The sequence below is a fragment of the Pseudarthrobacter enclensis genome, assembly GCF_030811655.1.
Taxonomy (GTDB): domain Bacteria; phylum Actinomycetota; class Actinomycetes; order Actinomycetales; family Micrococcaceae; genus Arthrobacter; species Arthrobacter enclensis_A.
Map to the genome: position 1 here is coordinate 40,252 of NZ_JAUSRE010000016.1, position 21,070 is coordinate 61,321.

Genomic DNA, 21,070 nt, shown 5'->3' on the forward strand with positions numbered 1-21,070 from the left:
AGCCGCGGCGGATCCTAGACTTCATCCCATACCCAGTAAGTGAAGGAACACCATGTCTAAGCGCATCGACGTCAAGGACCTGAACGTGTACTACGGCGACTTCCTCGCCGTGGAGGACGTCAGCATCAACATCGAGGCCAAGTCCGTCACCGCGTTCATCGGGCCGTCCGGCTGCGGAAAGTCCACCTTCCTCCGCACCCTGAACCGCATGCACGAGGTCATCCCCGGCGCCCGTGTGGAGGGGGAGGTCCTGCTCGACGGCGACAACCTGTACGGCCCCGGCGTTGACCCCGTGACCGTCCGCTCGCAGATCGGCATGGTCTTCCAGCGCCCCAACCCCTTCCCCACCATGTCCATCCGGGACAACGTGCTGGCGGGCGTGAAGCTGAACAACAAGAAGATCTCCAAGGGCGAGGCCGATGTCCTGGTGGAGCGCTCGCTCAAGGGCGCAAACCTGTGGAACGAGGTCAAGGACCGGCTGGCGAAGCCCGGCTCCGGGCTCTCCGGCGGCCAGCAGCAGCGGCTCTGCATTGCCCGCGCCATTGCGGTGGAGCCGCAGGTGATCCTCATGGACGAGCCCTGCTCCGCCCTGGACCCCATCTCCACCCTGGCCATCGAGGACCTCATCAATGAGCTCAAGGACCAGTACACGGTGGTCATCGTGACCCACAACATGCAGCAGGCGGCTCGCGTGTCGGACAAGACCGCGTTCTTCAACATCGCCGGCACGGGCAAGCCCGGCAAGCTGATCGAATACGGCGACACCCACACCATCTTCAGCAACCCGGTCCAGAAGGCCACCGAAGACTACGTCTCCGGACGCTTCGGATAAACACCGCTCCCGTTGGCTATCTGCCAACCCGTTTAGTACGCTGAACTAGATACTTTCGGGACTAGTAGTAAGCCAGCTTAAGGAGTTTTGCCATGACGCAGACGGCCAGCAGCCCCCTGGGCCCGCCGCTTACGGTGTCCCTGCCTGGAGCGGGCGCAGGTGCAGCGGCACAGGATGCCGTACTGCAGGACTCAGTGCTGTCGGATCCCGTGCTGCCGGCGGAGGGTTTTGCCGCGGCAGCCAGTTTGGCGGGACCCCTGGCGGCAGGTCCCTTGGCCCCGGAACTCGAACCCCACCTTGCGGTGGCGGCAGCCGCTGCGGAGGAGGACGTCCTGTCAGTGGTCTGGCGGGCCAGTTCGCTCCTTGAAAGCATGCAGTGGGAACTGGACAACGCCCAGGAGTCCCTGCGGCAGGCGGTCCGGAACGCCTCCGCTTCCGGAATCGCGCACGTTGAGCTCTGCGCGGCTGCGAACCTGTCACCTGACGAGCTTGCAACCGTCCTCATGGCCGCGCCGGGTGGAACAGAGGGCATTCAGCTGTAGCCTGTAGCCGGGCTGGGCGGTTCACTCCGGTACTTCGAGCTGGAACCCGCAGTGGCAGCGCAGGACCCGGGTGGGCAGGGACACCGCGTTGAGTCCGCTGCCCGTGTTGCTGCTGCGGTAGCAGAGCCGCTCCACCTCGAACTCCGCTTCCTCCATGGGGAACCCGCAGTGGATGTAGTCGTCCCCGAAGAGGACCACCTTGGCCATCCAGCGGACCTGGTTCAGAGCAGCTGCCACGTCCGTGGCGTAAGCGGTGTGTTCCTGGAAGAGGCTGCAGTCGTTGCAGGTGTAGGAGACCGTGACCAAATCCCCTCCGGCAGCGCCGATCGCCGTGATGGCGTGGATGGTCAGCTGGTTCTCGGTTCCGCAGGCCTCGCATTGGAGCTGCCGGGGCTGGGGCAGCGGACCTCGGGAATACGGGAGAGACATGGTGCCTGCTCTTTTCCGCGATGTGCATCCAAGCCGCCGTGTTGCTGCAGCGGCGCCCGTCCACAGCCCTGCACATGGCGCGGACGGCCAGTCCCCGGCACCGTGGCCGGGACGCACTTTCGAATCTACGTCACGGCTTTGGGCCTGTATAGGGGAACTGCACCCCGGGTTGCCCGGACTAGATGGAGACGGGGGACAATGCCAGCGCCAGCACGAAGGCCAGTGCGCAAGTGGCCAGGGGCGTGAGGGCCCAGTACCACAGGATCCGGATGACAAGCTTGCGGTTGGTCACCGAAAAATGCTGGTTCTCTCCGGCGCCCAGCGCTCCCGCCGTGACGGTGTGCGTGGTGGACAGCGGCCAGTGGAGCCCGATGGCGCCCACGAAGAGCATCAGCGCGCTGAAGGTCTGGGCCACGGAGCCGCGCAGGGGATCAATCCTGGTGATCTTGTAGCCGATGGTGTGCGAAATGCGCCACCCGCCGAACAGTGTGCCGGCCGTCATCATCACGGCGGAGAGCGCTGCCACCCACGGCGGAATCCCGCCGTCGGAATGTCCGGCCGCCAGGAGGGCCAGCAGGAGTACCGCGCTGACGCGCTGTCCGTCCTGCAGGCCGTGGCCGAAGGCTACCGCCCCTGCCGCCACCGCCTGGCCCCGGCGGAAGCGCTGGTTCACCACGTTGGGCTGCGTGTAGCGGGCCACCCACGTGGCCGGGTAGACCAGGAGGAACGAACCGCTGTAGGCCACAAGCGGAGACAGCACCAGCGGCAGCACCACCTGGAACAGGAGCGACTGGTCCACGCCGGCCACTCCCGGGCCGCCGACGGCCAGGCTTGCCAGGCCTGCTCCGGCAAGGCCACCCACCAGGGCATGGGTGGAGGACGCCGGGATCCCCCGGTGCCATGTCAGCAGGCCCCAGGCGCAGGCGCTCGCGAGTCCGGCCACCAGGATGGAGAGCCCGTCACTTCCGGCCGGAAGGCTGATCCAGGTCTGGCTGGCCGCGACCGCCAGCATGGCGCTCAGGAGGGCGCCGACGAAGTTGAAGAACGTGGCGAGCAGTATGCCCACACTGGGAGTGAGGGCCCTGTTCCGCACGGCCAGGGCCACTGAGGTGGATGCATCCCGGAAGCCGTTCAGGAAGGCAAAGACCGCCGCCAGCACGACCACTGCGGCGAAGATGACCCCCGACACCTCAGGATTCCTTGACGATGATGCTGCCTACCTGGGTGGCCACCCGGCGCATGTCTTTGGTGACCTCCACCAACTGGTTGGCGATGTCCCTGTTGCGGGAGTACTGGGCCCACTTCATGTCCGCGATCATGTCCGCCACCCAGACCCGGTGGGTCCGCTCGGCCCGCTTGGCAAGGTGCAGGATCTCGATCCAGTAGTCCTCGAGGTCATCAAGGTCATTGAGCCGGCGCATGGCGTCGACCGTCAGTTCGGCCTGGCGGCTGATGATTTCCAGCTGGTCCGCCGCGCGCTTGGGTAACCGGTCAAGCCTGTACAGGGCCACCAGTTCCGCGGCGGCATCCATCTTTTCCATGGCCTCGTTGAGGTACCGCGACAGGGCGTACATGTCTTCGCGGGGGAGGGGGTTCACGAAGCTGGTGCGCATGTGGGTCAGGAGAGCAAAGTGCAGCTCGGCGGACTTGGCCTCGATGTTGTGCATGTCTTCCACGAGGCCGCCGTGCTCGTCCGCAGGTACGCCAAGGATCTCGGCCAGGGTGGCGCTGGCCAGCACGATTTGGTGTGCCATCTGAGAGAGCAGGTTCAGCCCTGCGGGCTCCTGGGGAAAAAGGCGCAGCTTCACGTGTTTACCGGTCTCCGGGGACTTATCAGGGCGGGGGCTGCTGCCGTGTGACTTGACTCCGGCGGGCAGCTGTCGCCTACTCTACCGGCCCTTAACTGCACCCTCTGAATCGGCCCCTGGAAGAGGGCAGAAAAATGGTGCCGAACCGGATACGCCTCTCGGCGGTAGGCCGCTCTAGGCGGCTAATTGTTGAAGCCCGGGGGTTTCGCGGTTCGGCACCGGTTTCAGTCTTCTACTTCACCCCGTGCAAGTCAATCTTGACAGCGGAGGCCCGGTTTGTCCGGAAGGAAGCGGTCTTTGCCCCCGCCGGGGTCAGTCCAGTTCGCCAAGGCGCCACGCGTTGGCGGCGTGCTCCAGGTCCTCCGCGGTCTTCACCAGCTGGTGGGAGTTGCGGGTGAGTTTGCTGGCGTGTGCTTCGTTGGCGTGCTCGGCGCCGTCGGCGAGGGTGGCCTGGCCGAGGGCCACCACGCGGCAGAACGCGGCGGAACGTTCCAGCGCGACGTCGAAGTCGCCATCGAACGCGCCGGAGAGGATGGCGTCCGCCATGCTGCGCATTTCATCGGCGCCAGGGGGCTCGGCAGCACCGGCCACCACGTTGGAGACCTGCGCTGTGTCCTTGCCGGCGCGGAAATAGACCGAGATGCGTTCGGGGTCCTGGACGGTGGCCGCGCGCAGGGCGTACAGCCGCCACAGTGCGCCGGGAAGGGATCGGGCGGGGCTCTCGGCCCACATCTCGGCGATGGCTTCCAGGCCCTGCTCGTCGGCGAGCCGCACCAGGCGTTCGGTCACCTGGGGATCGTCGCTGTCACGGCCATGGCGTACCAGGGCCTGGGCGGCGAGGTGGGCGGCCTCCGAGACGCGGGCGGGGTCGGCGCCGCCTGCGAAGGGCTCGAAGTCCATCGGCGCGAATGGCTTGGGCTTGTGGTGCCGGTTGCTGCCGCCGTACGGACTGGTTCCTGCTTGCTCGCTCATGCCCCCACGCTACTCCTGTGCGCCGATGGAAATCGAGCATCCGGACGCCCGGCCAACACCGGCGGTAGGAGCCGCGGCCGGGTGGTTAAAGCGGCCGACGGCGGCGTCCGGAGCATGTGCGAAGACGCCGGAACCATGGGTTAGAGTATTAACGTCCAGAAATGGATTGGGCCGGACGGGCGGACACAGCGTGTTTGACTGACCGGCAGGGGCCTTTAGCTCAGTTGGTAGAGCATCGGACTTTTAATCCGTGGGTCGTGGGTTCGAGCCCCACAGGGCCCACCCACAGTGACTTCGGGAGTCCGCCGCGTACGACGGCGGACTTTCCGCTTTAAGCGGTTGAACGCCGGTTGTGGTGAAATCCCCCTCTTAGGCGGAGACAATCGTCCCGTTCCGCGGCAGTCCGCCGGGGAACGAGATGCGGACGGCGGAAGCCCGCCCCGGATCCACCGAGTCCATGGCCTGGATGTGCAGATGAGGCTCGGTGCTGTTGCCGGAATTGCCGCAGGCGCCGATCGCGTCCCCAACCCCGACGAGTTGGCCCGGGCGGACGCAGACGCTCCCACGCTTCAGGTGGCACAGGGCGATGAACACCCCTTCGCCCTCGATGATCACGTGGTTGCCGGCCAGCCCCATCCACCCCTCCCGCGCCCGCCACGCCTGGGTTGCCGCATACCTGACCGAGGGCAGGCCACGGAAGGCAGCGTGGTCAGGCCCGCCGTCCCGGGCGGCGCGGACCACCCCTGAAACCGGTGCCGTGACAGGCCTGCCGAATCCTGCAAAGCGTTCCGGCGGCTCCGGCCGGAAGAATGCTGCAAGGCTGATCGGGGCGGACCGCCCGCTGCCATCCACCGGGGTGAAATCGATGGCCCAGCTTGTACCGAAGGGCTCTGTTCCATGGCTGGGCACCCGGTCCGCGGGCGAGTTCTGAACCAACCAGCGGCCGGCAAACGGATACTCCAGGTCCACCTGCCCTGCTTCCACTAGCTGGCGGGATCGTACTGGAAGGCGCGCACCTCCTGCGCGCAGCGGCAGGCGGCGGCGATCTTGGCGGCCCAGTGCAGTGCGGCGTCGTAGGTGGGCAGTTCCAGCACGGTGTAACCGCCCTCGATGTGCGCCGTCTGGGGATAGGTCCCTTCACTTACGGTTCCGTTGCCGCTGACCATGACGGGCGGGACGCTCTCATCGATGCCGCCGCCGAAGACCCAGACGCCGGCGTCCTTTGCCTCCCGGACCACTGCGTGCGCTGCGTCCGTAACCTCCTGCAGGCCGCCGTCGGGAATGTCCATGGCCGCGCTGGGGAAAGAGATCAGGTACTTGGTCATTCCACCGGCTCCTTCTGTGCAAACGGGGGTGCCTTCATCCTTCTCCGGGTGCCCGTGCCGCGCAAGGATTCCGCCGCATTCCGGCCGCGGCCATGTACCACGGGAGAAGCGCCGCCGAGCAGGCACAATAGGCACATGGCAAATACCAGCAAGGGCCGGATGCCGCGCCTGGAAGACGTGGCCAAAGTGGCGGGCGTCTCCCACCAGACCGTCTCCCGTGTGGTGAACAACCATCCCAGCGTCAGCAAGTCGACTCGGGAAAAGGTGGAGGCCGCCATTGCGGAGCTGGGGTACCGGCGCAACACCGCGGCCCGGAGCCTGGTCACGCGGCGCTCGCAGACCATCGGGGTGCTGGCCAGCGAACTTTCCCAGTACGGCCCGGCCAACACCCTGCTGGGGGTTGAACATGCCGCCCGCAATGCGGGCTACTTTGTCAGCATCGCTGCCCTGCGGGAGGTCAGCAGGGATGCGATCTCCAATGCCGTGGGCCACTTCATGGACCAGGCGGTGGACGGGATCGCGGTGCTGGTACCGCACTCGGACACCCTCGCCGTGCTGGAGCAGATGAACCTTCCCGTCCCGGTGGTGGCTGTGGGCTCTGCCGGCAGCGCGAAGGTCAGCGGGGCGATGGTGGACCAGCGCGCGGGTGCCAGGCTCGCCGTCGAACACCTTGTCAGGGAGGGGCACCGGCAGATCGGACATATTGCAGGTCCGCCCGACTGGACGGACGGTGCCGAGCGCGCGGAGGGATGGCGTGCCGTGCTCCGGGAAGCAGGCCTGGACGAGTCCCTGCTGGTGGAAGGGGACTGGAGCGCTGGCAGCGGCTACGCAATCGGCCGCAGGCTTGCTTCCAGGCTCACCGCCACGGCCATTTTCGTGGGGAACGACCAGATGGCACTGGGCGTGCTGCGCGCCTTCACCGAGGCGGGGGTCAGGGTGCCCGACGACGTCTCCGTGGTGGGCTTCGACGACCAGCCGGAAGCGGGCTACTTCACGCCCCCGCTGACCACCGTCCGCCAGGACTTCGAAGAACTGGGCCGCCGCTGCATGGACATCATGCTCAAGGAAATCGAGTCCGGCGCCCCGGTGAGCTCCACAGTGGTCCCGCCCGAACTCGTGGTCCGTGCCAGTACTGCGCCGCCAGCTCCCGCCTAGGCCACGCGCTTTACGCCGGCGCCCAGTGGAGCGGCCGCGGGGCCCGGCAGTCAGTGGCCGAAGTGTGAGTGCGGCGCACCATCCGGCAGCTTATCCAGGATGTCTTCGGCCACCTTGCGCACCTTGATATTCCGGTGGCTCGACGCCTTCGCGAGGATGGTGAACGCCTCCTGGTAGGAGCATCTGTTCTGCGCCATGATCACGCCGCAGGCCACGTTGATGGAGGTGCGGCTGTCCAGGGCCGAGCGCAGGTCGGTGGCCAGCGAACGCGCGGTGTGCATATTGATGGCCATCTGGAGGCTCTTGGTTGCCAGGACTGCGAAAGTGCGGGCTTCGGCAATGACCTGGAGCGGGAAGGCTTTTGCGTCGTGTGCAAAGAAGGCGAGGGCGGCACTGGACTGCCCCAGCCCGCTGTGGCCGGGAAGGCCGTCATCCGCCGGCACCCCTGCATCCAGGCGGAGCCGCACGGCCAGGGAACTGCCATAGCCGGCCGACTGCAGCTGGTCCGAATAGTGCTGCCAGCGGAAGTCACCGTTTCTCTGGAGCACCGCGACGGGGTGTCCGCCGGCCATGACATCGGTGACCGGCCCCTCGGCTGCGTCCCGTTCCCACTCCAGCATTCGGACCACGTCGCCGGTGGTGCCCGCAATGGCAAGACTCCGCCTGGGCTGGTGCAGCACCAGGCCGCAGCCAACTTCCAGGCCCGCGGTCCGCATCACATGTCCTGCCGAAGCAGCAACCAGAAGGTCCAGCGAGTCGGCCAGTGAGTGGGCGCCGTTGACAAGGTCGAGCAAAAGGGCCGGGGTCCCGGCTGCGGCCTGCCCCTGGGTGCCGGCCTGCACGGGTGCATGGCCGGTGCGGGCTCTCTGGCGGTCAAAAGGGCCGGCGACGGCTGGGGGAGAGTCCTTGGTCTCGAAGGACTCCTCGTCGCCGGCCCCGCCTACTACCCGCGTCCGGTGGACCGGGAAGCCTGGGCCTACCTGTCGTACGTGCATTTCCAGTCTCACACCCCCTAGTGAGCCAAGTACCGAGAGCCAGAACAGGTCTTCTTGTCTCTGGGAAAAACCTAGTTGGCACAGAGGCCCCGGCGAATGCGTAACCGGTACCTGTTTTTCCCGGCAGGCATTACTTGGAAACCCGGGCGCGGGCGGCATGCGCGGCATCAGTGCAGGCCAAGCCGGGGTGCGTGGCCCGGCCGCTGCAAATGGTTAGTGGAGGACGCCGGAAAATTCTTGACGCGTGGAACGGAGCCCTCAAGAATAGGAGTTCTATAACGTTGTAAAAAAGAAGCCGAGGATATTCCGTGACCCAGCCTGGACCCGCCGCAGCAAAAATCACCGTCGATCCCTCCTTCACTGTTGGGCCCGTCCGCCGTCGTACTTTCGGTGCCTTCGTGGAGCATCTTGGCCGGTGCGTCTATACCGGTATCTTCGAGCCGGGCCACCCGGACGCCGACGTGGACGGCTTCCGCAAGGACGTCCTGGAGCTGACCCGCGAGCTGGGCGTCTCCACGGTCCGCTACCCGGGCGGCAACTTCGTATCCGGCTACCGGTGGGAGGACGGCGTGGGTCCGGCAGGCCGGCGTCCAGTCCGGCTGGACCTGGCCTGGCACTCCACGGATCCCAACACCGTGGGTGTGGACGAGTTCGCCAAGTGGTCAGCCAAGGCCGGTGTGGAGCCCATGATGGCCGTCAACCTCGGTACCCGGGGACTCCAGGAGGCGCTGGACCTCCTGGAGTACTGCAACATCGACGGCGGCACGGCCCTTTCGGAACAGCGCCGGGCCAACGGGGCCGCTGACGGATACGGGATCAGGATGTGGTGCCTGGGCAATGAGATGGACGGTCCCTGGCAGATCGGGCACAAAGACGCCCTGGAGTACGGCCGCCTTGCCGCTGATACGGCACGGGGGATGCGCATGATCGACCCAGGCTTGGAACTGGTGGCCTGCGGCAGCTCCGGACCCACCATGCCAACTTTTGGCGAGTGGGAGCGCGTTGTCCTGTCCGAAACCTATGAGCTGGTGGACCTGGTCTCGGCGCACCAGTACTTTGAGGACTTCGGCGACCTGCAGGAACACCTCACCGCCGGGCACAGGATGGAGGCCTTCATCCGCGACCTGGTGAGCCACATCGACCATGTGAAGTCCGTGAAGAAGTCGACCAAGCAGGTGAACATCTCCTTCGACGAATGGAACGTGTGGCACATGAGCCGCGACGAGTCCAAGGTGCCCACCGGCAATGACTGGCCCGTGGCCCCCGTCCTGCTGGAGGATACCTATACCGTGGCGGACGCCGTGGTGGTGGGGGACCTCCTGGTAACGCTGCTCCGGAACACCGGCCGCGTCCATTCGGCAAGCCTGGCGCAGCTGGTCAACGTCATCGCGCCGATCATGACCGAGCCCGGCGGCAGGTCCTGGAAACAAACCACGTTCCACCCGTTCGCGCTCACGTCCCGCCACGCCTCCGGTACCGTCCTGCAGCTCGCCGTCGAATCCCCGCTGGTCAGCGGTGGCACGACGGCGGACATCGCGGCGCTCTCCGCCGTCGCCACCTTTGATGCGGAAAAGGGCGAGGCGGTGGTGTTCGCCGTGAACCGATCCGCCACCGACGCCCTCACCCTGGATGCCGCGGTAGCCGCGCTGGGCAACGTCCGGGTGGTGGAGGCCCTCACCTATGCCAACAAGGACCCCTACTGGCAGGCCAGTGCCGATGATTCAACTTCCGTCCTGCCGTCCGAAAACGGCACCGCCCGCGTGGCCGGCGGCCAGCTCACGGCAGAGCTCCCCGCCGTGTCCTGGTCCATGATCCGGCTGGCAATGGACGCCTGATCCGGGAGAAAGACGACGGCGGCCCGCAGGTGGGAGGATGGACGGCATGGAACTGCACATCACAGGGGACCCTGCCGCGGACAAGTTGCTGAGTGAGGACGCCTTCGCCCTGCTGACCGGCATGCTGCTGGACCAGCAGGTCACCATGGAGTCCGCGTTTGCCGGCCCGGAGAAGATCAGGTCCAGGATCGGCTCACTGAAGCCGGAGGCCATCGCTCGGCAGGATCCCGCTGCGTTCGTCGAAGTGTTCAAGGAGCGGCCGGCCGTCCACCGTTTCCCCGGTTCCATGGCTGCCCGCGTGCAGGCGCTCGCCGAGGCGGTGCAGAACGAGTGGGACGGCGATGCCGCCGCGATCTGGACCAAGGGTTCGCCGGACGGCGCGGAGGTGCTGCGCAGGCTCAAGGCCCTGCCCGGTTTTGGGGATCAGAAGGCCAAAATCTTCCTGGCGCTCCTGGGCAAGCAGCGCGGCCTCGACGCGCCAGGGTGGCGTGAAGCAGCGGGCCACTACGGTGAAGAGGGCAGCTACCTTTCGGTGGCGGACATCGTGGACCCGGAATCCCTGGCCAAGGTACGCGCCAGCAAGCAGGCCGCCAAGGCAGCCGCGAAGGCTGGAAAAGAGCGTTAATGGCCGTCACTATGAACGATGTGGCGAGGGCGGCAGGCGTCTCCCTTAAAACGGTTTCCAACGTCCTGAACGACTACGAATTCATTCGTCCGGCCACCAAGCAGCGGGTGCAGGACGCCATCGCCGAGCTGGGCTACGAAGCAAACCTCACTGCCCGCAGCCTCCGGTCCGGCAAGACCTCCATGCTGGGCCTTGTCCTCTCGGACCTCTCCGCGCCCTACTACGCGGAGCTGGCGTCCAAGCTGATGAAGGCCGCTGCCCGTCGCGGCTACCGCGTCATCGTGGAGCAGTCCGACGCAGGGGCTGCCGCCGAGCTCGGGGCCCTGCAGGGGACTTTCCGGCAGCTCACGGATGGCCTGCTGTTCACGCCGCTGGTTGCGGATGCGGACGCCATCGCGGCCCGGGCGGGCAGGAAACCGCTGGTGATGCTGGGCGAGCACGTCATGGACCCGCGCTTCGACTTGGTGACCATGAAGAACGGGGAGGCCGCGGCTGCCCTCACCCGGCACCTGCTGGCCGGCGGCCGCCGTCGGATTGCCGTGATCGGAGCCCGGCCGGACGAGTCCGCCGGAAGCGCCGGGCTGCGGTTGAACGGGTACCGGAAGGCGCTGGAAGATGCGGGCATCGCGTTCGACGCCGGACTGGTCGCCCCCGCCGCATGGCGCCGTGACGCCGGTGCTGCCGCCGTTGCCGGCCTCCTGGAAGCAGGGGTTGAGTTCGATGCCGTATTCGGGCTGAACGACGTCCTGGCACTGGGCGCTTTGCACGAACTGCTGATCCGCGGCGTCAAGGTGCCGGGGGAGGTTGCAGTGGCCGGCTTCGACGACATCGACGAGGCCCGCTTTGCATCACCCTCGCTAACCACGGTGTCGCCGGGGATGGAGGAGATCGCGGAGCGGTCCGTCGGCCTGCTGCTGGACCGGATCGGCGCCCGGGAAACAGCCGCACAGGGCGTGCACGTGGCGGCCGGATTCGAGTTGAAGATCCGGGAATCGGCACCCTGAACCCGCCTTCCGGAGCCCCTTGTTCCGGCAGGTGCACGTTTTGTCCGGATATGGACGGGTACTTTTCCCGAACCGGTTCAATGAGGAAAGGTGCCCACATGATTGCCCTCCTGGTCATCGACATGCAGAACGCATTCTTCGAGACGCCCGAACTGGCAGCCCAGCAGGAGCGGGTGGTCGGTGAGTGCAACCGGCTGCTGGAAGGGTTCAAGGCGGCCGGACACAAAGCGCTCCTGGTGGGCACCGAGCACGAGCGGGACAAGTCCACCTGGACGCTCAGCATGCTCGACGATGACCAGGGGTTCATCTTCCGCGGCAGCGAGCAGGCCCAGTTGGTACCGGGCCTCATCACCGAGGACCTTCCACAGCTGAACAAGACCAGGGACAGCGGCTTTGTGGGCACCAACCTGTTGGCGCGGCTGCGGAACTGGGACGCCGGGGAAGTGGTACTCGCCGGCGTTTCGACCCACAACTGCATCGCCCAAACCGCCGCTGACGCGTTCGCGCACAACATCCGCGTCACGTACGCCAAGGACGCCATGGCCTCCGAAGCCCACCAGGATGCCGCCGATATGCTCCGCATCCTCTCCGCCACCTATCGCCAGCCCATCCAGTCCAGCGATGAAATCCTGGGGCGCCTCAGCGAGGCGAACCAGCAGGCGGACAGCCTCCACTGACACTCCTGAAACCTGGTGGAAACGTGACACGCTTACTCTGGCAGCACGCCCCAGGCCGTCGAAGGGAACCCCATGCATCTGATGCCGCGTGAGCAGGAAAAACTCCTGATCGTGGTGGCCGCCGACCTTGCCCGGCGCAGGCAGTCCCGCGGCCTCAAACTCAATTACCCCGAAGCCGTGGCCATCATCAGCTACGAGCTGATCGAAGGGGCCCGGGACGGCAGGAGCGTTGCCGACCTGATGAGCTTCGGCACCACGCTGCTCACCCGCGACGATGTGATGGAAGGCGTCCCGGAGATGATCCACGACGTCCAGATCGAGGCAACCTTCCCGGACGGCACCAAGCTGGTCACCGTCCACAACCCCATCCGCTGAGGAGCGCAGCCATGATTCCAGGCGAATACGTCCTGCGGCCGGATCCCGTGACCGCGAACGCCGGCAGGGAGGCAATCGAGGTTGCCGTGACCAACACCGGCGACCGGCCCGTCCAAGTGGGCTCCCACTTCCACTTCGCCGAGGCCAACGCCGCCCTGTCCTTTGACCGGCAGGCTGCGTACGGGCGGCGGCTGGACATCCCGGCAGGAACGGCAGCCCGGTTCGAACCCGGCGACTCCCGCAGCGTCCGGCTCATCGAACTGGCAGGCGCCCGCGAGGTGTATGGACTCAGCAACGCTGTCAACGGAAAGCTCGACGGCGGCACCCACCAGGGTGCGGCCGTTGCGGAAGGGAATGGCAAGTGAGCTTCGAGATTCCACGCCGGCAGTACGCAGACCTCTACGGGCCCACCACCGGTGACAAAATCCGCCTTGCGGACACCGACCTTTTCCTCGAGATCGAGCAGGACCGCACCGTGTACGGCGAGGAAGTGGTGTTCGGCGGCGGCAAGGTGATCCGCGACGGCATGGGCCAAAACGGCCAGGCCACCCGCGAAGAGGACATTCCGGACACCGTCATCACCAACGCCGTCATCCTTGACTACACCGGCATCTACAAAGCCGACCTAGCCCTGAAGGACGGACATATCTTCCGCATCGGCAAGGCCGGCAACCCGCAGATCACCGACGGCGTGGACATCGTGATCGGCTCCAGTACGGAGATCATCGCAGGGGAGCGGAAAATCCTCACCGCCGGGGGCATCGACACCCACATCCACTTCATCTCCCCGGAGCAGGTCCCCACCGCCCTGGCCAGCGGCGTCACCACCATGATCGGCGGCGGCACCGGCCCTGCCGAGGGCACGAAAGCCACCACGGTCACCCCCGGGAAGTGGCACATCCAACGGATGCTGCAGGCAGCCGAGGGGCTGCCCATGAACATCGGCCTGTTCGGCAAGGGCCACGCGTCCGCCGTCGAACCCCTCGCCGAGCAGATCCGCGCCGGTGCCATCGGGCTGAAAGTCCATGAAGACTGGGGCGCCACCACCTCCTCCATCGACACCTCGCTGAGGGTGGCCGACGAGTACGACGTCCAGGTGGCCATCCACACCGACACCCTGAATGAGTGCGGGTTCGTGGAGGACACCATCCGCGCCATCGACGGCCGCGTGATCCACACCTTCCACACGGAGGGCGCGGGCGGCGGCCACGCCCCGGACATCATCAGGATCGCGGGCATGCCCAACGTCCTGCCTGCCTCCACCAACCCCACCCTGCCGTACACGCGCAACACCATCGAAGAGCACCTGGACATGCTGATGGTGTGCCACCACCTCAACCCGGACATTCCCGAGGACGTGGCCTTCGCCGATTCCCGCATCCGCGCCGAGACCATCGCCGCCGAGGACGTCCTGCAGGACCTGGGCATCTTCTCCATCACCTCCTCCGACTCCCAGGCCATGGGCCGGGTGGGCGAGGTCATCACCCGCACCTGGCAGGTGGCCGACAAGATGAAGAGGCAGCGCGGGGTGCTGGAAGATTCCGACGGCGGCACGCACGGCAGCTCGGACAGCGACAACTTCCGCCTCAAGCGCTACGTGGCCAAGTACACCATCAACCCGGCCATCGCCCAGGGCATCGCCGACTCCGTGGGGTCCGTGGAAGTGGGCAAGTTCGCCGACCTGGTGCTGTGGGATCCGGCGTTCTTCGGCGTCAAACCCGAACTGGTGCTCAAGGGCGGCCAGATCGCCTACGCCCTGATGGGTGACTCCAACGGGTCCATCCCCACCCCGCAGCCACGGACCATGCGGCCCATGTTCGCCACCTTCGGCAAGGCCGTGCACCAGTCCTCCATCACCTTCCTGTCCAAGGCCGCGATCGAGGCCGGCGTCCCTGAGGAACTGGGGCTCGAGAAGGTGATCCGGCCCGTCGCCGGCATCCGGCATCTCACCAAAGCCGACCTCAAATACAACGACGCCACCCCCGACATCCAGGTGGACCCGGAAACGTACCAAGTAACGGTCGACGGCGAGGACGTCACCTGCGAGCCGTCCGACGTGCTCCCCATGGCGCAGCGCTACTTCCTTTTCTAGAACCTCGAAAGAATCCCCATGATCATCGACAAAGTCCTCGGCAACCTGCACGACCTGCCCGAGACCGAAGCCGCCGCCTACGCTGGGCTGCACCGCGAAAAAGTCATCCTGCCCAGCGCCTCCCTGGTCAAACGCATCCAGCGCGCCACCACCGACCACGGCAAGGAAATCGGCATCCGCCTCCCCTCCGGCTGCGGCGACCTGCGCGACGGCGACATCCTCCACGTCGAAGCAACAAACATGATCGTGGTATCCGTCCTGCCCACCGACGTCCTGGTCATCGCGCCACAGACCATCCACGAAATGGGCGTCACCGCACACTCCCTCGGCAACCGGCACCTCCAGGCACAGTTCTTCGACGCGTCGAGCGAGTATGGAGCCGACGTCATGGTGTGCGCCTACGACCACACCGTCGAGGACTACCTCCGCCACAACTCCGTGCCCTACACCCGCCAGGAACGCGTGCTCCCTGTGCCTTTCCGCCATGCTGAACACTCGCACTGACTCCGCGCCTTCGGCTCCTTCGGTGGGTGCCGGCGCGGGGGCTTCGGCGGGTGATAGGGGCCGTGCCCGCTTCGCGGTGCCCACCACGCCGCGGCCCCTATCACCCGCCCCCGCCGAGTTGGGCGCGTACGTCGCCTTGGGGGCGCGGTTATGAGTTATCAGCTTGCTCTTCAGCAGCTCACTGATTCTGCGCTTCCTACTGGGGCATTTGCTCACTCGCTCGGGTTCGAGACATATGTCGACGCCGGTGTGGTCGCTGATGAGGCTTCTTTTAGTGGATGGTTGTCCGCTTTCATCTCGCAGCAGCTCACTTACTCGGATGGTCTTGCCATTCGGCTTTTGTATGAGGGCGGTGAGCTGGGGGAACTCGATTCGCTTTTGTCTGCTTCCCTTTTGCCGCGGCAGGTTCGGGAGGCGAGCTGCAAGATGGGGCTTCGGTTGCTGGAAATCGGGGCGGAGGTGTTTCCCTCGCCTGCGCTGGAACGGTACCGGGGCCTGGTGGCCGCCGGCCGGGCCGCCGGGCACCAGCCGTTGGCGTTCGCCGTCGTCGCCCATTCCCTCGGGGTGCCGCTGCAGGAAGCGCTCGCCGCCTACCTCTTCGCCACCGTTACGTCCCTCACCCAGAACGCCGTCCGGGCCATCCCGGTCGGCCAGAACGCCGGGCAGCGGGTGCTGCGGAAAGCGCACGACGACGTCGCTGCCGCCACCGACACGATCGCCCGCCTCACGCCGGACGACCTTGGGGCCGTCAGCCCCGGACTGGAAATTTCGCAAATGCGGCACGAACGCCAACGTGCCCGCATGTTCATGAGCTAGCAGGAGGAACACCATGACTGAGCCCATCAAAATCGGCATCGGCGGACCCGTCGGAGCAGGCAAGACCCAGCTCGTGGAACGGCTCACCCGGCACATGAGCGGCGACATCTCCATGGCCGCCATCACCAACGACATCTACACCATCGAGGACGCCAAAATCCTCGCCGCCAACGGCATCCTCCCCGTGGACCGGATCATCGGCGTCGAAACCGGTGGCTGCCCGCACACCGCCATCCGCGAAGACACCTCCATGAACACCGCCGCCATCGAGGAACTCAAGGCCCGGCACCCGGACCTGCAGGTCATATTTGTCGAATCCGGCGGCGACAACCTCTCCGCCACCTTCAGCCCCGAACTCGTCGACTTCTCCATCTACATCATCGACGTGGCCCAAGGCGAGAAGATCCCCCGCAAAGCCGGCCAGGGCATGATCAAGTCCGACCTCTTCATCATCAACAAAACCGACCTCGCACCCCACGTCGGCGCGGACCTCGCCGTCATGGAACGGGACTCCAAAGAGTTCCGCGGCAACAAGCCGTTCTGCTTCACGAACCTCAAGACTGACGAGGGGCTCAACAAGGTCATCGAATGGATCCGGCACGACGTCCTGATGCTCGATTTGGCATGAGCACGACGGCGGTCGGATCACCTCAAGAAGGCACCTCACCGGGGCTTCCACCCGCGGGTGAGTCCGCTTCCGGCGCTTCGCCGGGGATAGGGGGCCGTGCCCGTCCCCAGGCGCTCCCAACCCTCGCAAGCTCGGGTCGGGGCCCTCGCGCCAGTGGGCCCCCCACGAGGCCCGCCACGCCGCGGCCCCCTATCCCCGACTCCGCTCGCGCTGAGAAGTCACCGATGGGGCGGCTTGAGTTGGGCGTCAGTTTGCGGCACGGCAGGTCGGTTGCCTCGCACCAGTTTCATCAAGGGGCGCTTCGGGTGCTTCGGCCTCATTACCTGGATGACTCCGGGCAGGTTTGCTACGTCGTTGTGAATCCCGGCGGGGCTTATCTTGGGGCGGACCTCTTTCTCATTGATGTTGAGGTGGAGGACTCTGCTTCCCTGCTGCTGACTACCCAGTCCGCGACGAAGGTTTATCGGACCCCCGGGTCTTTTGCCGAGCAGTGCATGACCGTGCGGCTGGGGGAGGGGGCGCGGCTGGAACTCATGCCCGATCAGCTCATCGCCTACCGGGAAGCCAGCTACCGGCAACGGACCTCGGTGACCCTGCGGCCGTCGTCGTCGCTGGTTATGGCCGAGGTGGTGACTCCCGGCTGGTCGCCCGACGGAGCCGCCTTCCGATACCAGGAGGTCCGGCTGCGCAACGAGATCCGGGTTGAATCAGGCCATGGCACGCAACTGCTGGCGCTGGACAACCTGCTGATCCGGCCGCCGCTCGGCGACGTCGCAGGGCTTGGTTTCATGGAGGGGTACAGCCATCTGGGCTCGCTGGTGGTGGTGGACGCAAGGGTGGACCAGGCGCTCGCCGACGAACTGCACCGGCTCACCGCCGGCTTCGACGCGCTGACCGGCATATCGCTGACCCGGACCGTCGGAGGAACTACCGGCCTGGTGCTTCGCGCCCTGTCCAACAGCACCGGTGGACTGAACCGCCTGCTCGGCACCTGCGCCAACCTCCTCCGGGAGCGCTGGTACGGCCAGGGAGCGCTGGACCTGAGGAAGCACTGACGACCAGCATCGGCGCCCTCTGCCGGGACCGGGACGCCCTGCCGCTGCGGACCCGGGTGCTGTGCACTTCCGGTGCGGTGGCCGCGCCGCACGCTGCCGCCGTCGTACTCCTGCCCGCAGGCAACGCCGGGCCACGCGCCAAGGGCGGCTCAGGCGGCCAGCCCGCCCTTCGCCTTGCGGTGCGGCCGGTGCTTTGCCCGTGCCAGGCGTGAGTGTGCCCCGGCAAGCATCTCGCTGCCGTCCGGCACCCTGCTGTCGGTATCCAGGTGGACACCATGCTCTATCAGGACGCTCGAACCGATCCTTGAGTGGCTGCCAATGTGCACGCGGTTGCCGATGACCGTGCCCCGGCCGATATGCACGCCGTCGCCGATAACGGTCCGGTCACCGATGGTGGCGTCCCGGTCGATCCAGCTGCCGTGTCCAATCCGGCAGCCGGCGCCCACCTGGGCGCCGTGTTCGATGTAGGTCATGGGACCAATCCGGGCGCTGTCTGCCACCCTGGCTCCCGGAGCAATGAGCCCGCCGCCGTTGTCATGGCGGGCATACCGGGTGACCTTGCCGGCGTCGTCCTCAAATGACACAAACTTTGCGGTCATACCATCCCTCGTTAACGCCGCGGTTATTTACCGCGCAGTAAGTTAACGGCCGGGACCGCGCAGGGATTCCCGGCTGTCAAGAGGGGTCAGGCAACCAGGTTGGCCGCGGCCGTGTCCATGTGCTCCAGGATGGTTTTGCGTGCCAGGGTGGCGTCGCCGGTGTCGATGGCGGCCACGATGTCCTTGTGGCGGTCCACACTCATGTTGCTGACGCCCTTTTCCAGGCCCGCGAACATGATGGACATGCGAATGGAGCCCTCCAAGGATTCCCAGGAATGCAGGAGGGTTTCGTTGCCGGTGAGGCGGCAGAGGGTGCGGTGGAACTCGAGATCGGATTCGATGCGTTCCTCAAGGCTTCCGCCGGTTGCCGCGGTCATCGCGTCGATGGCCTGGTGGAGCGATTCGGTGACGTGCTGCCGGTCCGGCAGCTCGCACAGGGTCCGGGCCGCCAGGGACTCCAGGGCAGCACGGACGGCGTAGATGTCCCGGATTTCTTTCTCATCCAGGTGCCGGACGGAGAGGCGGCCGCGGGGCCCGGCGGACAGGAGGCCTTCCTGTTCCAGCTGGCGCAGGGCCTCGCGAAGGGTGCCGCGGCTGATCTGCAGCATTTCGGACAGTTCGGTTTCCACCAAGTGCCGGCCGGGTTCCAGTTCGCCGCTGGTGATGGCGGTCCTCAGCGCCGAGAGCGCCTGCTCGCGCAGGCTTTTCTTTTCCAGTCCCAGCAGCGGGGCGGTCAGTCCGGCCATGGCTTCTGTCCTCAATGTCATAAGTCGACTGTTTACAGTCGGTAGTGGTTTCGATAGTACGGCAGAAAGCACGGCTCCGGCGTAGGACCGGTGCCGTGCTTTCTGCATTGGATACTGCCTTAGCCGAGTTCCGCGAGGACCTTGGCCACGATGCGGTCCACCGCCAGTCCGTAACGGTCGTGCAGCGTGGGCAGGGCACCGGCGTCCAGGAACTGGTCCGGCAGAGCCACGGGCACCACGCGCTTGCCCAGGCCGGCCGTCACGACGGCGGAGGCGACGGTTTCGAACAGGCCGCCCACCACGGAGTGGTTTTCCAAGGTGACGGCCAGGCGGTCCGTGTTGACCTCCCTGAGGACGGTTTCGGCGTCGAACGGCTTGATGGTGGGGGTGTGCACGACGGCGACGTCCACGTTGTGTGCTTCAAGCGCATTGGCTGCCTGGAGGGCGCGCATGGTCATCAGCCCGGAGGAGATGAACACGACGTCGTTGCCGCCGCGAAGGACCTTGGCCTTGCCGAGTTCGAACGTGTAGCCGTACTCGTCCAGGACCGTGGGCACATTGCCGCGCAGCAGGCGCAGGTAGGTGGGACCTTCTGAGGCAGCAAGCTGCGGGACGGCCTGTTCGATGTCCACCGAGTCGCAGGGGTCCACGATGGTCAGGTTGGGCATGCCGCGGAAGATCGCCATGTCCTCGGTGGCCTGGTGGCTGGGGCCATAGCCTGTGGTCAAGCCGGGCAGTCCGCCCACAATGTTGACGTTCAGGTCCGGTTCGGCTGCGTCCAGGCAGAGGAAGTCGTAGGCGCGGCGCGCGGCGAACACCGAGTAGGTGGACGCGAACGGCACCAGGCCGGACTCGGCCAGGCCGGCGGCGGCCCCGAAGAGCAGCTGCTCCGCCATGCCCATCTGGAAGAACCGTTCCGGGAAGGCCTTGGCGAAAATGTGCATGTCCGTGTACTTGCCCAGGTCTGCGGTCAGCCCAACGATCTTGTCGTTTTCCTGCGCGGCCTTGACCAGCGCGTGCCCGAACGGCGCGGAGGAGGTCTTCTGGCCGGGGTCGGCGAACGATGCGATCATCGCCGAGGTCTTCAGCTTTGGCTTGGCCGCCGCTGCGGTGTCCGGGGCCTCGGTGGTGGTGCTCATGCTGAAGCCTTTCCTTCATAGCCGGCAGTGAGCTGCTCGCGGCAGATCTGCCATTCGTTCTCTTCGATGCGCATGAAGTGCGCCTTTTCGCGGTTTTCGAGGAGCGGGACGCCGCGGCCCACCTTGGTGTCGCACAGGATTACGGAGGGACGTCCGACGGCGGCCGCCTGGGAAGCTGCGTTGTCAAACGCCGCCAGCAGCGCGGCGACGTCGTTCCCGTCCACCCGCTGGGTGTACCAGCCGAACGATTCCCACTTCTCCGTCACAGGCTCGGTGCGCAGCACGGTGTCGGTCTTGCCGTCCGCCTGCAGGGCGTTGATGTCCACCATGGCGGTCAGGTTGCCCAGCTGGTGGTGGTGCGCGCCCATGGCGGCCTCCCACGTGGAGCCCTCGTCCAGCTCGCCGTCGGAGAGGAAGTTGAACACCCGGGCACCGGAGCCCTGGTAGCGCAGGCCCAATGCCATCCCGACGGCGATGGTCAGGCCGTGGCCCAGCGAACCGCCGGAAATTTCCATGCCGGGCGTGTAGGTGGACATCCCGGACATCGGCAGCCGCGAGTTATCCGAGCCGTAGGTTTCCAGTTCCTCCACCGGGACGATGCCGGCTTCGGCCAATGCCGCGTAGTGGCCGATGGCGTAGTGGCCGGTGGAGAGCAGGAAGCGGTCGCGGGCTTCCCAGTGCGGATCTTCTGCGCGGAACCGCAGCTGGTCCCCGTACACCGTGGCGAGCATGTCGGCGGCGCCGAGCGCCTGGCCCACATACCCCTGGCCCTGTACCTCGCCCATGTTCAGGGCGTGGTGCCGAATCCGGTACGCGGCGGCGCTGATCTTGTCCACCCGCTCCTGGGTCACTGCGGTCTGCAGTGCGGTGTCCTGGACGGTATCTGTAGGCATTGCTGGCTCCGTGGTCGTTTTGTA

At 66.3% G+C, this 21,070-nt stretch carries 25 protein-coding genes and 1 tRNA gene; 15 read left to right on the top strand and 11 right to left on the bottom strand.

Annotation, left to right across the window (positions count from 1 at the left end; genetic code table 11):
- The first annotated feature begins 52 nt into the window (after window positions 1–52).
- Window positions 53–832, top strand: a complete 780-nt coding sequence (gene pstB, locus J2X98_RS14975; protein WP_307309605.1) for a phosphate ABC transporter ATP-binding protein PstB — start codon at window positions 53–55, stop codon at window positions 830–832.
- 92 nt (window positions 833–924) lie between these two features.
- Entirely contained in the window at window positions 925–1,374 is a 450-nt protein-coding gene (locus J2X98_RS14980; protein WP_307309608.1) for a hypothetical protein, read from the top strand.
- A 21-nt stretch (window positions 1,375–1,395) separates the two neighbouring features.
- Here the strand turns inward: J2X98_RS14980 and J2X98_RS14985 are convergent, their stop codons facing one another.
- The 4 genes from J2X98_RS14985 to J2X98_RS15000 form a co-directional block, all read right to left on the bottom strand.
- A complete protein-coding gene (locus tag J2X98_RS14985) occupies window positions 1,396–1,803 on the bottom strand; it encodes a hypothetical protein (protein WP_307309611.1) in 408 nt (135 codons plus the stop codon).
- A 178-nt stretch (window positions 1,804–1,981) separates the two neighbouring features.
- Window positions 1,982–2,992 (bottom strand): inorganic phosphate transporter, encoded by a 1,011-nt coding sequence (locus J2X98_RS14990; RefSeq protein ID WP_141944399.1) that lies wholly within the window; start codon window positions 2,990–2,992, stop codon window positions 1,982–1,984.
- 1 nt (window position 2,993) lies between these two features.
- The gene (locus J2X98_RS14995) at window positions 2,994–3,611 is read right to left on the bottom strand and encodes a DUF47 domain-containing protein (protein WP_307309614.1); all 618 of its coding nucleotides are present in this window, start codon (window positions 3,609–3,611) and stop codon (window positions 2,994–2,996) included.
- A 312-nt stretch (window positions 3,612–3,923) separates the two neighbouring features.
- Window positions 3,924–4,583, bottom strand: a complete 660-nt coding sequence (locus J2X98_RS15000) for a hypothetical protein (RefSeq protein WP_141944395.1) — start codon at window positions 4,581–4,583, stop codon at window positions 3,924–3,926.
- Window positions 4,584–4,792: 209 nt separating this feature from the next.
- Between J2X98_RS15000 and J2X98_RS15005 the strand changes: the two genes are divergently transcribed.
- Window positions 4,793–4,865 (top strand) — tRNA-Lys (locus J2X98_RS15005).
- Between the two features lie 87 nt (window positions 4,866–4,952).
- Here J2X98_RS15005 and J2X98_RS15010 read toward each other — a convergent pair.
- Together J2X98_RS15010 and J2X98_RS15015 are read right to left on the bottom strand one after the other, a co-directional pair.
- On the bottom strand, window positions 4,953–5,567 hold the full coding sequence (locus tag J2X98_RS15010) for a M23 family metallopeptidase (protein WP_307309617.1): 615 nt from the start codon (window positions 5,565–5,567) through the stop codon (window positions 4,953–4,955).
- A complete protein-coding gene (locus tag J2X98_RS15015) occupies window positions 5,567–5,908 on the bottom strand; it encodes a YciI family protein (RefSeq protein WP_141944391.1) in 342 nt (113 codons plus the stop codon). Before J2X98_RS15015 ends, J2X98_RS15010 begins: the two co-directional genes overlap by 1 nt.
- Before the next feature lie 135 nt (window positions 5,909–6,043).
- On the opposite strand from J2X98_RS15015, the gene J2X98_RS15020 reads away from it, so the two are divergent.
- Complete coding sequence (locus tag J2X98_RS15020) at window positions 6,044–7,063, top strand: LacI family DNA-binding transcriptional regulator (protein ID WP_141944389.1); 1,020 nt, start codon at window positions 6,044–6,046, stop codon at window positions 7,061–7,063.
- 50 nt (window positions 7,064–7,113) lie between these two features.
- Here J2X98_RS15020 and J2X98_RS15025 read toward each other — a convergent pair whose 3' ends face one another.
- Window positions 7,114–8,058 (bottom strand): GAF and ANTAR domain-containing protein, encoded by a 945-nt coding sequence (locus tag J2X98_RS15025; protein WP_141944387.1) that lies wholly within the window; start codon window positions 8,056–8,058, stop codon window positions 7,114–7,116.
- Window positions 8,059–8,366: 308 nt separating this feature from the next.
- Between J2X98_RS15025 and arfA the strand changes: the two genes are divergently transcribed.
- The 11 genes from arfA to J2X98_RS15080 all read left to right on the top strand — a co-directional run bounded on the left by arfA (window position 8,367) and on the right by J2X98_RS15080 (window position 17,669).
- The gene (gene arfA / locus J2X98_RS15030) at window positions 8,367–9,893 is read left to right on the top strand and encodes an arabinosylfuranosidase ArfA (protein WP_307309621.1); all 1,527 of its coding nucleotides are present in this window, start codon (window positions 8,367–8,369) and stop codon (window positions 9,891–9,893) included.
- Between the two features lie 37 nt (window positions 9,894–9,930).
- The gene (locus J2X98_RS15035) at window positions 9,931–10,518 is read left to right on the top strand and encodes an HhH-GPD-type base excision DNA repair protein (RefSeq protein WP_307309623.1); all 588 of its coding nucleotides are present in this window, start codon (window positions 9,931–9,933) and stop codon (window positions 10,516–10,518) included.
- Window positions 10,518–11,522 (top strand): LacI family DNA-binding transcriptional regulator, encoded by a 1,005-nt coding sequence (locus J2X98_RS15040; protein ID WP_307309625.1) that lies wholly within the window; start codon window positions 10,518–10,520, stop codon window positions 11,520–11,522. The genes J2X98_RS15035 and J2X98_RS15040 overlap by 1 nt, the downstream gene beginning before the upstream one ends.
- Before the next feature lie 98 nt (window positions 11,523–11,620).
- Window positions 11,621–12,199, top strand: a complete 579-nt coding sequence (locus J2X98_RS15045; RefSeq protein ID WP_141944378.1) for a cysteine hydrolase family protein — start codon at window positions 11,621–11,623, stop codon at window positions 12,197–12,199.
- A gap of 72 nt (window positions 12,200–12,271) precedes the next feature.
- Entirely contained in the window at window positions 12,272–12,574 is a 303-nt protein-coding gene (locus tag J2X98_RS15050) for an urease subunit gamma (protein WP_141944377.1), read from the top strand.
- Between the two features lie 11 nt (window positions 12,575–12,585).
- On the top strand, window positions 12,586–12,939 hold the full coding sequence (locus J2X98_RS15055) for an urease subunit beta (RefSeq protein ID WP_141944375.1): 354 nt from the start codon (window positions 12,586–12,588) through the stop codon (window positions 12,937–12,939).
- Window positions 12,936–14,666: an urease subunit alpha gene (gene ureC, locus J2X98_RS15060; protein ID WP_307309632.1), complete on the top strand. Its 1,731-nt coding sequence runs from the start codon at window positions 12,936–12,938 to the stop codon at window positions 14,664–14,666. The genes J2X98_RS15055 and ureC overlap by 4 nt, the downstream gene beginning before the upstream one ends.
- An 18-nt stretch (window positions 14,667–14,684) precedes the next feature.
- On the top strand, window positions 14,685–15,170 hold the full coding sequence (gene ureE / locus J2X98_RS15065) for an urease accessory protein UreE (RefSeq protein ID WP_307309633.1): 486 nt from the start codon (window positions 14,685–14,687) through the stop codon (window positions 15,168–15,170).
- A 150-nt stretch (window positions 15,171–15,320) separates the two neighbouring features.
- Window positions 15,321–15,986 carry an urease accessory protein UreF gene (locus tag J2X98_RS15070; RefSeq protein WP_307309636.1) on the top strand — a complete coding sequence of 222 codons (666 nt, stop codon included), beginning with the start codon at window positions 15,321–15,323 and terminating at the stop codon, window positions 15,984–15,986.
- Window positions 15,987–15,999: 13 nt separating this feature from the next.
- Window positions 16,000–16,614, top strand: coding sequence for an urease accessory protein UreG (gene ureG / locus J2X98_RS15075; protein ID WP_141944367.1), 615 nt, complete (start codon window positions 16,000–16,002; stop codon window positions 16,612–16,614).
- Window positions 16,615–16,838: 224 nt separating this feature from the next.
- Complete coding sequence (locus J2X98_RS15080; protein ID WP_307309640.1) at window positions 16,839–17,669, top strand: urease accessory protein UreD; 831 nt, start codon at window positions 16,839–16,841, stop codon at window positions 17,667–17,669.
- A gap of 149 nt (window positions 17,670–17,818) precedes the next feature.
- Here the strand turns inward: J2X98_RS15080 and J2X98_RS15085 are convergent, their stop codons facing one another.
- From J2X98_RS15085 to J2X98_RS15100, 4 genes are all read right to left on the bottom strand, one after another.
- Window positions 17,819–18,268, bottom strand: a complete 450-nt coding sequence (locus J2X98_RS15085) for a DapH/DapD/GlmU-related protein (protein ID WP_141944363.1) — start codon at window positions 18,266–18,268, stop codon at window positions 17,819–17,821.
- A gap of 86 nt (window positions 18,269–18,354) precedes the next feature.
- Window positions 18,355–19,014 (bottom strand): GntR family transcriptional regulator, encoded by a 660-nt coding sequence (locus J2X98_RS15090; protein WP_141946618.1) that lies wholly within the window; start codon window positions 19,012–19,014, stop codon window positions 18,355–18,357.
- Between the two features lie 119 nt (window positions 19,015–19,133).
- Window positions 19,134–20,153 (bottom strand): transketolase family protein, encoded by a 1,020-nt coding sequence (locus J2X98_RS15095; RefSeq protein WP_307309643.1) that lies wholly within the window; start codon window positions 20,151–20,153, stop codon window positions 19,134–19,136.
- Entirely contained in the window at window positions 20,150–21,046 is an 897-nt protein-coding gene (locus J2X98_RS15100; RefSeq protein WP_307309645.1) for a transketolase, read from the bottom strand. Before J2X98_RS15100 ends, J2X98_RS15095 begins: the two co-directional genes overlap by 4 nt.
- Window positions 21,047–21,070: the final 24 nt, after the last annotated feature.

Coding starts and splice junctions, on each gene's coding strand:
- J2X98_RS15055 (WP_141944375.1), top strand. CDS start 12,586: ATGATTCCAGGCGAATACGTCCTGCGGCCGGATCCCGTGACCGCGAAC.
- J2X98_RS15025 (WP_141944387.1), bottom strand. CDS start 8,058: ATGCACGTACGACAGGTAGGCCCAGGCTTCCCGGTCCACCGGACGCGG.
- J2X98_RS15000 (WP_141944395.1), bottom strand. CDS start 4,583: ATGAGCGAGCAAGCAGGAACCAGTCCGTACGGCGGCAGCAACCGGCAC.
- J2X98_RS15080 (WP_307309640.1), top strand. CDS start 16,839: ATGGGGCGGCTTGAGTTGGGCGTCAGTTTGCGGCACGGCAGGTCGGTT.
- J2X98_RS15095 (WP_307309643.1), bottom strand. CDS start 20,153: ATGAGCACCACCACCGAGGCCCCGGACACCGCAGCGGCGGCCAAGCCA.
- J2X98_RS15040 (WP_307309625.1), top strand. CDS start 10,518: ATGGCCGTCACTATGAACGATGTGGCGAGGGCGGCAGGCGTCTCCCTT.
- J2X98_RS15085 (WP_141944363.1), bottom strand. CDS start 18,268: ATGACCGCAAAGTTTGTGTCATTTGAGGACGACGCCGGCAAGGTCACC.
- J2X98_RS15035 (WP_307309623.1), top strand. CDS start 9,931: ATGGACGGCATGGAACTGCACATCACAGGGGACCCTGCCGCGGACAAG.
- J2X98_RS14980 (WP_307309608.1), top strand. CDS start 925: ATGACGCAGACGGCCAGCAGCCCCCTGGGCCCGCCGCTTACGGTGTCC.
- J2X98_RS15100 (WP_307309645.1), bottom strand. CDS start 21,046: ATGCCTACAGATACCGTCCAGGACACCGCACTGCAGACCGCAGTGACC.
- J2X98_RS15045 (WP_141944378.1), top strand. CDS start 11,621: ATGATTGCCCTCCTGGTCATCGACATGCAGAACGCATTCTTCGAGACG.
- J2X98_RS14985 (WP_307309611.1), bottom strand. CDS start 1,803: ATGTCTCTCCCGTATTCCCGAGGTCCGCTGCCCCAGCCCCGGCAGCTC.
- ureG (WP_141944367.1), top strand. CDS start 16,000: ATGACTGAGCCCATCAAAATCGGCATCGGCGGACCCGTCGGAGCAGGC.
- ureE (WP_307309633.1), top strand. CDS start 14,685: ATGATCATCGACAAAGTCCTCGGCAACCTGCACGACCTGCCCGAGACC.
- J2X98_RS15015 (WP_141944391.1), bottom strand. CDS start 5,908: ATGACCAAGTACCTGATCTCTTTCCCCAGCGCGGCCATGGACATTCCC.
- J2X98_RS15050 (WP_141944377.1), top strand. CDS start 12,272: ATGCATCTGATGCCGCGTGAGCAGGAAAAACTCCTGATCGTGGTGGCC.
- J2X98_RS15090 (WP_141946618.1), bottom strand. CDS start 19,014: ATGGCCGGACTGACCGCCCCGCTGCTGGGACTGGAAAAGAAAAGCCTG.
- J2X98_RS15070 (WP_307309636.1), top strand. CDS start 15,321: ATGAGTTATCAGCTTGCTCTTCAGCAGCTCACTGATTCTGCGCTTCCT.
- J2X98_RS15020 (WP_141944389.1), top strand. CDS start 6,044: ATGGCAAATACCAGCAAGGGCCGGATGCCGCGCCTGGAAGACGTGGCC.
- pstB (WP_307309605.1), top strand. CDS start 53: ATGTCTAAGCGCATCGACGTCAAGGACCTGAACGTGTACTACGGCGAC.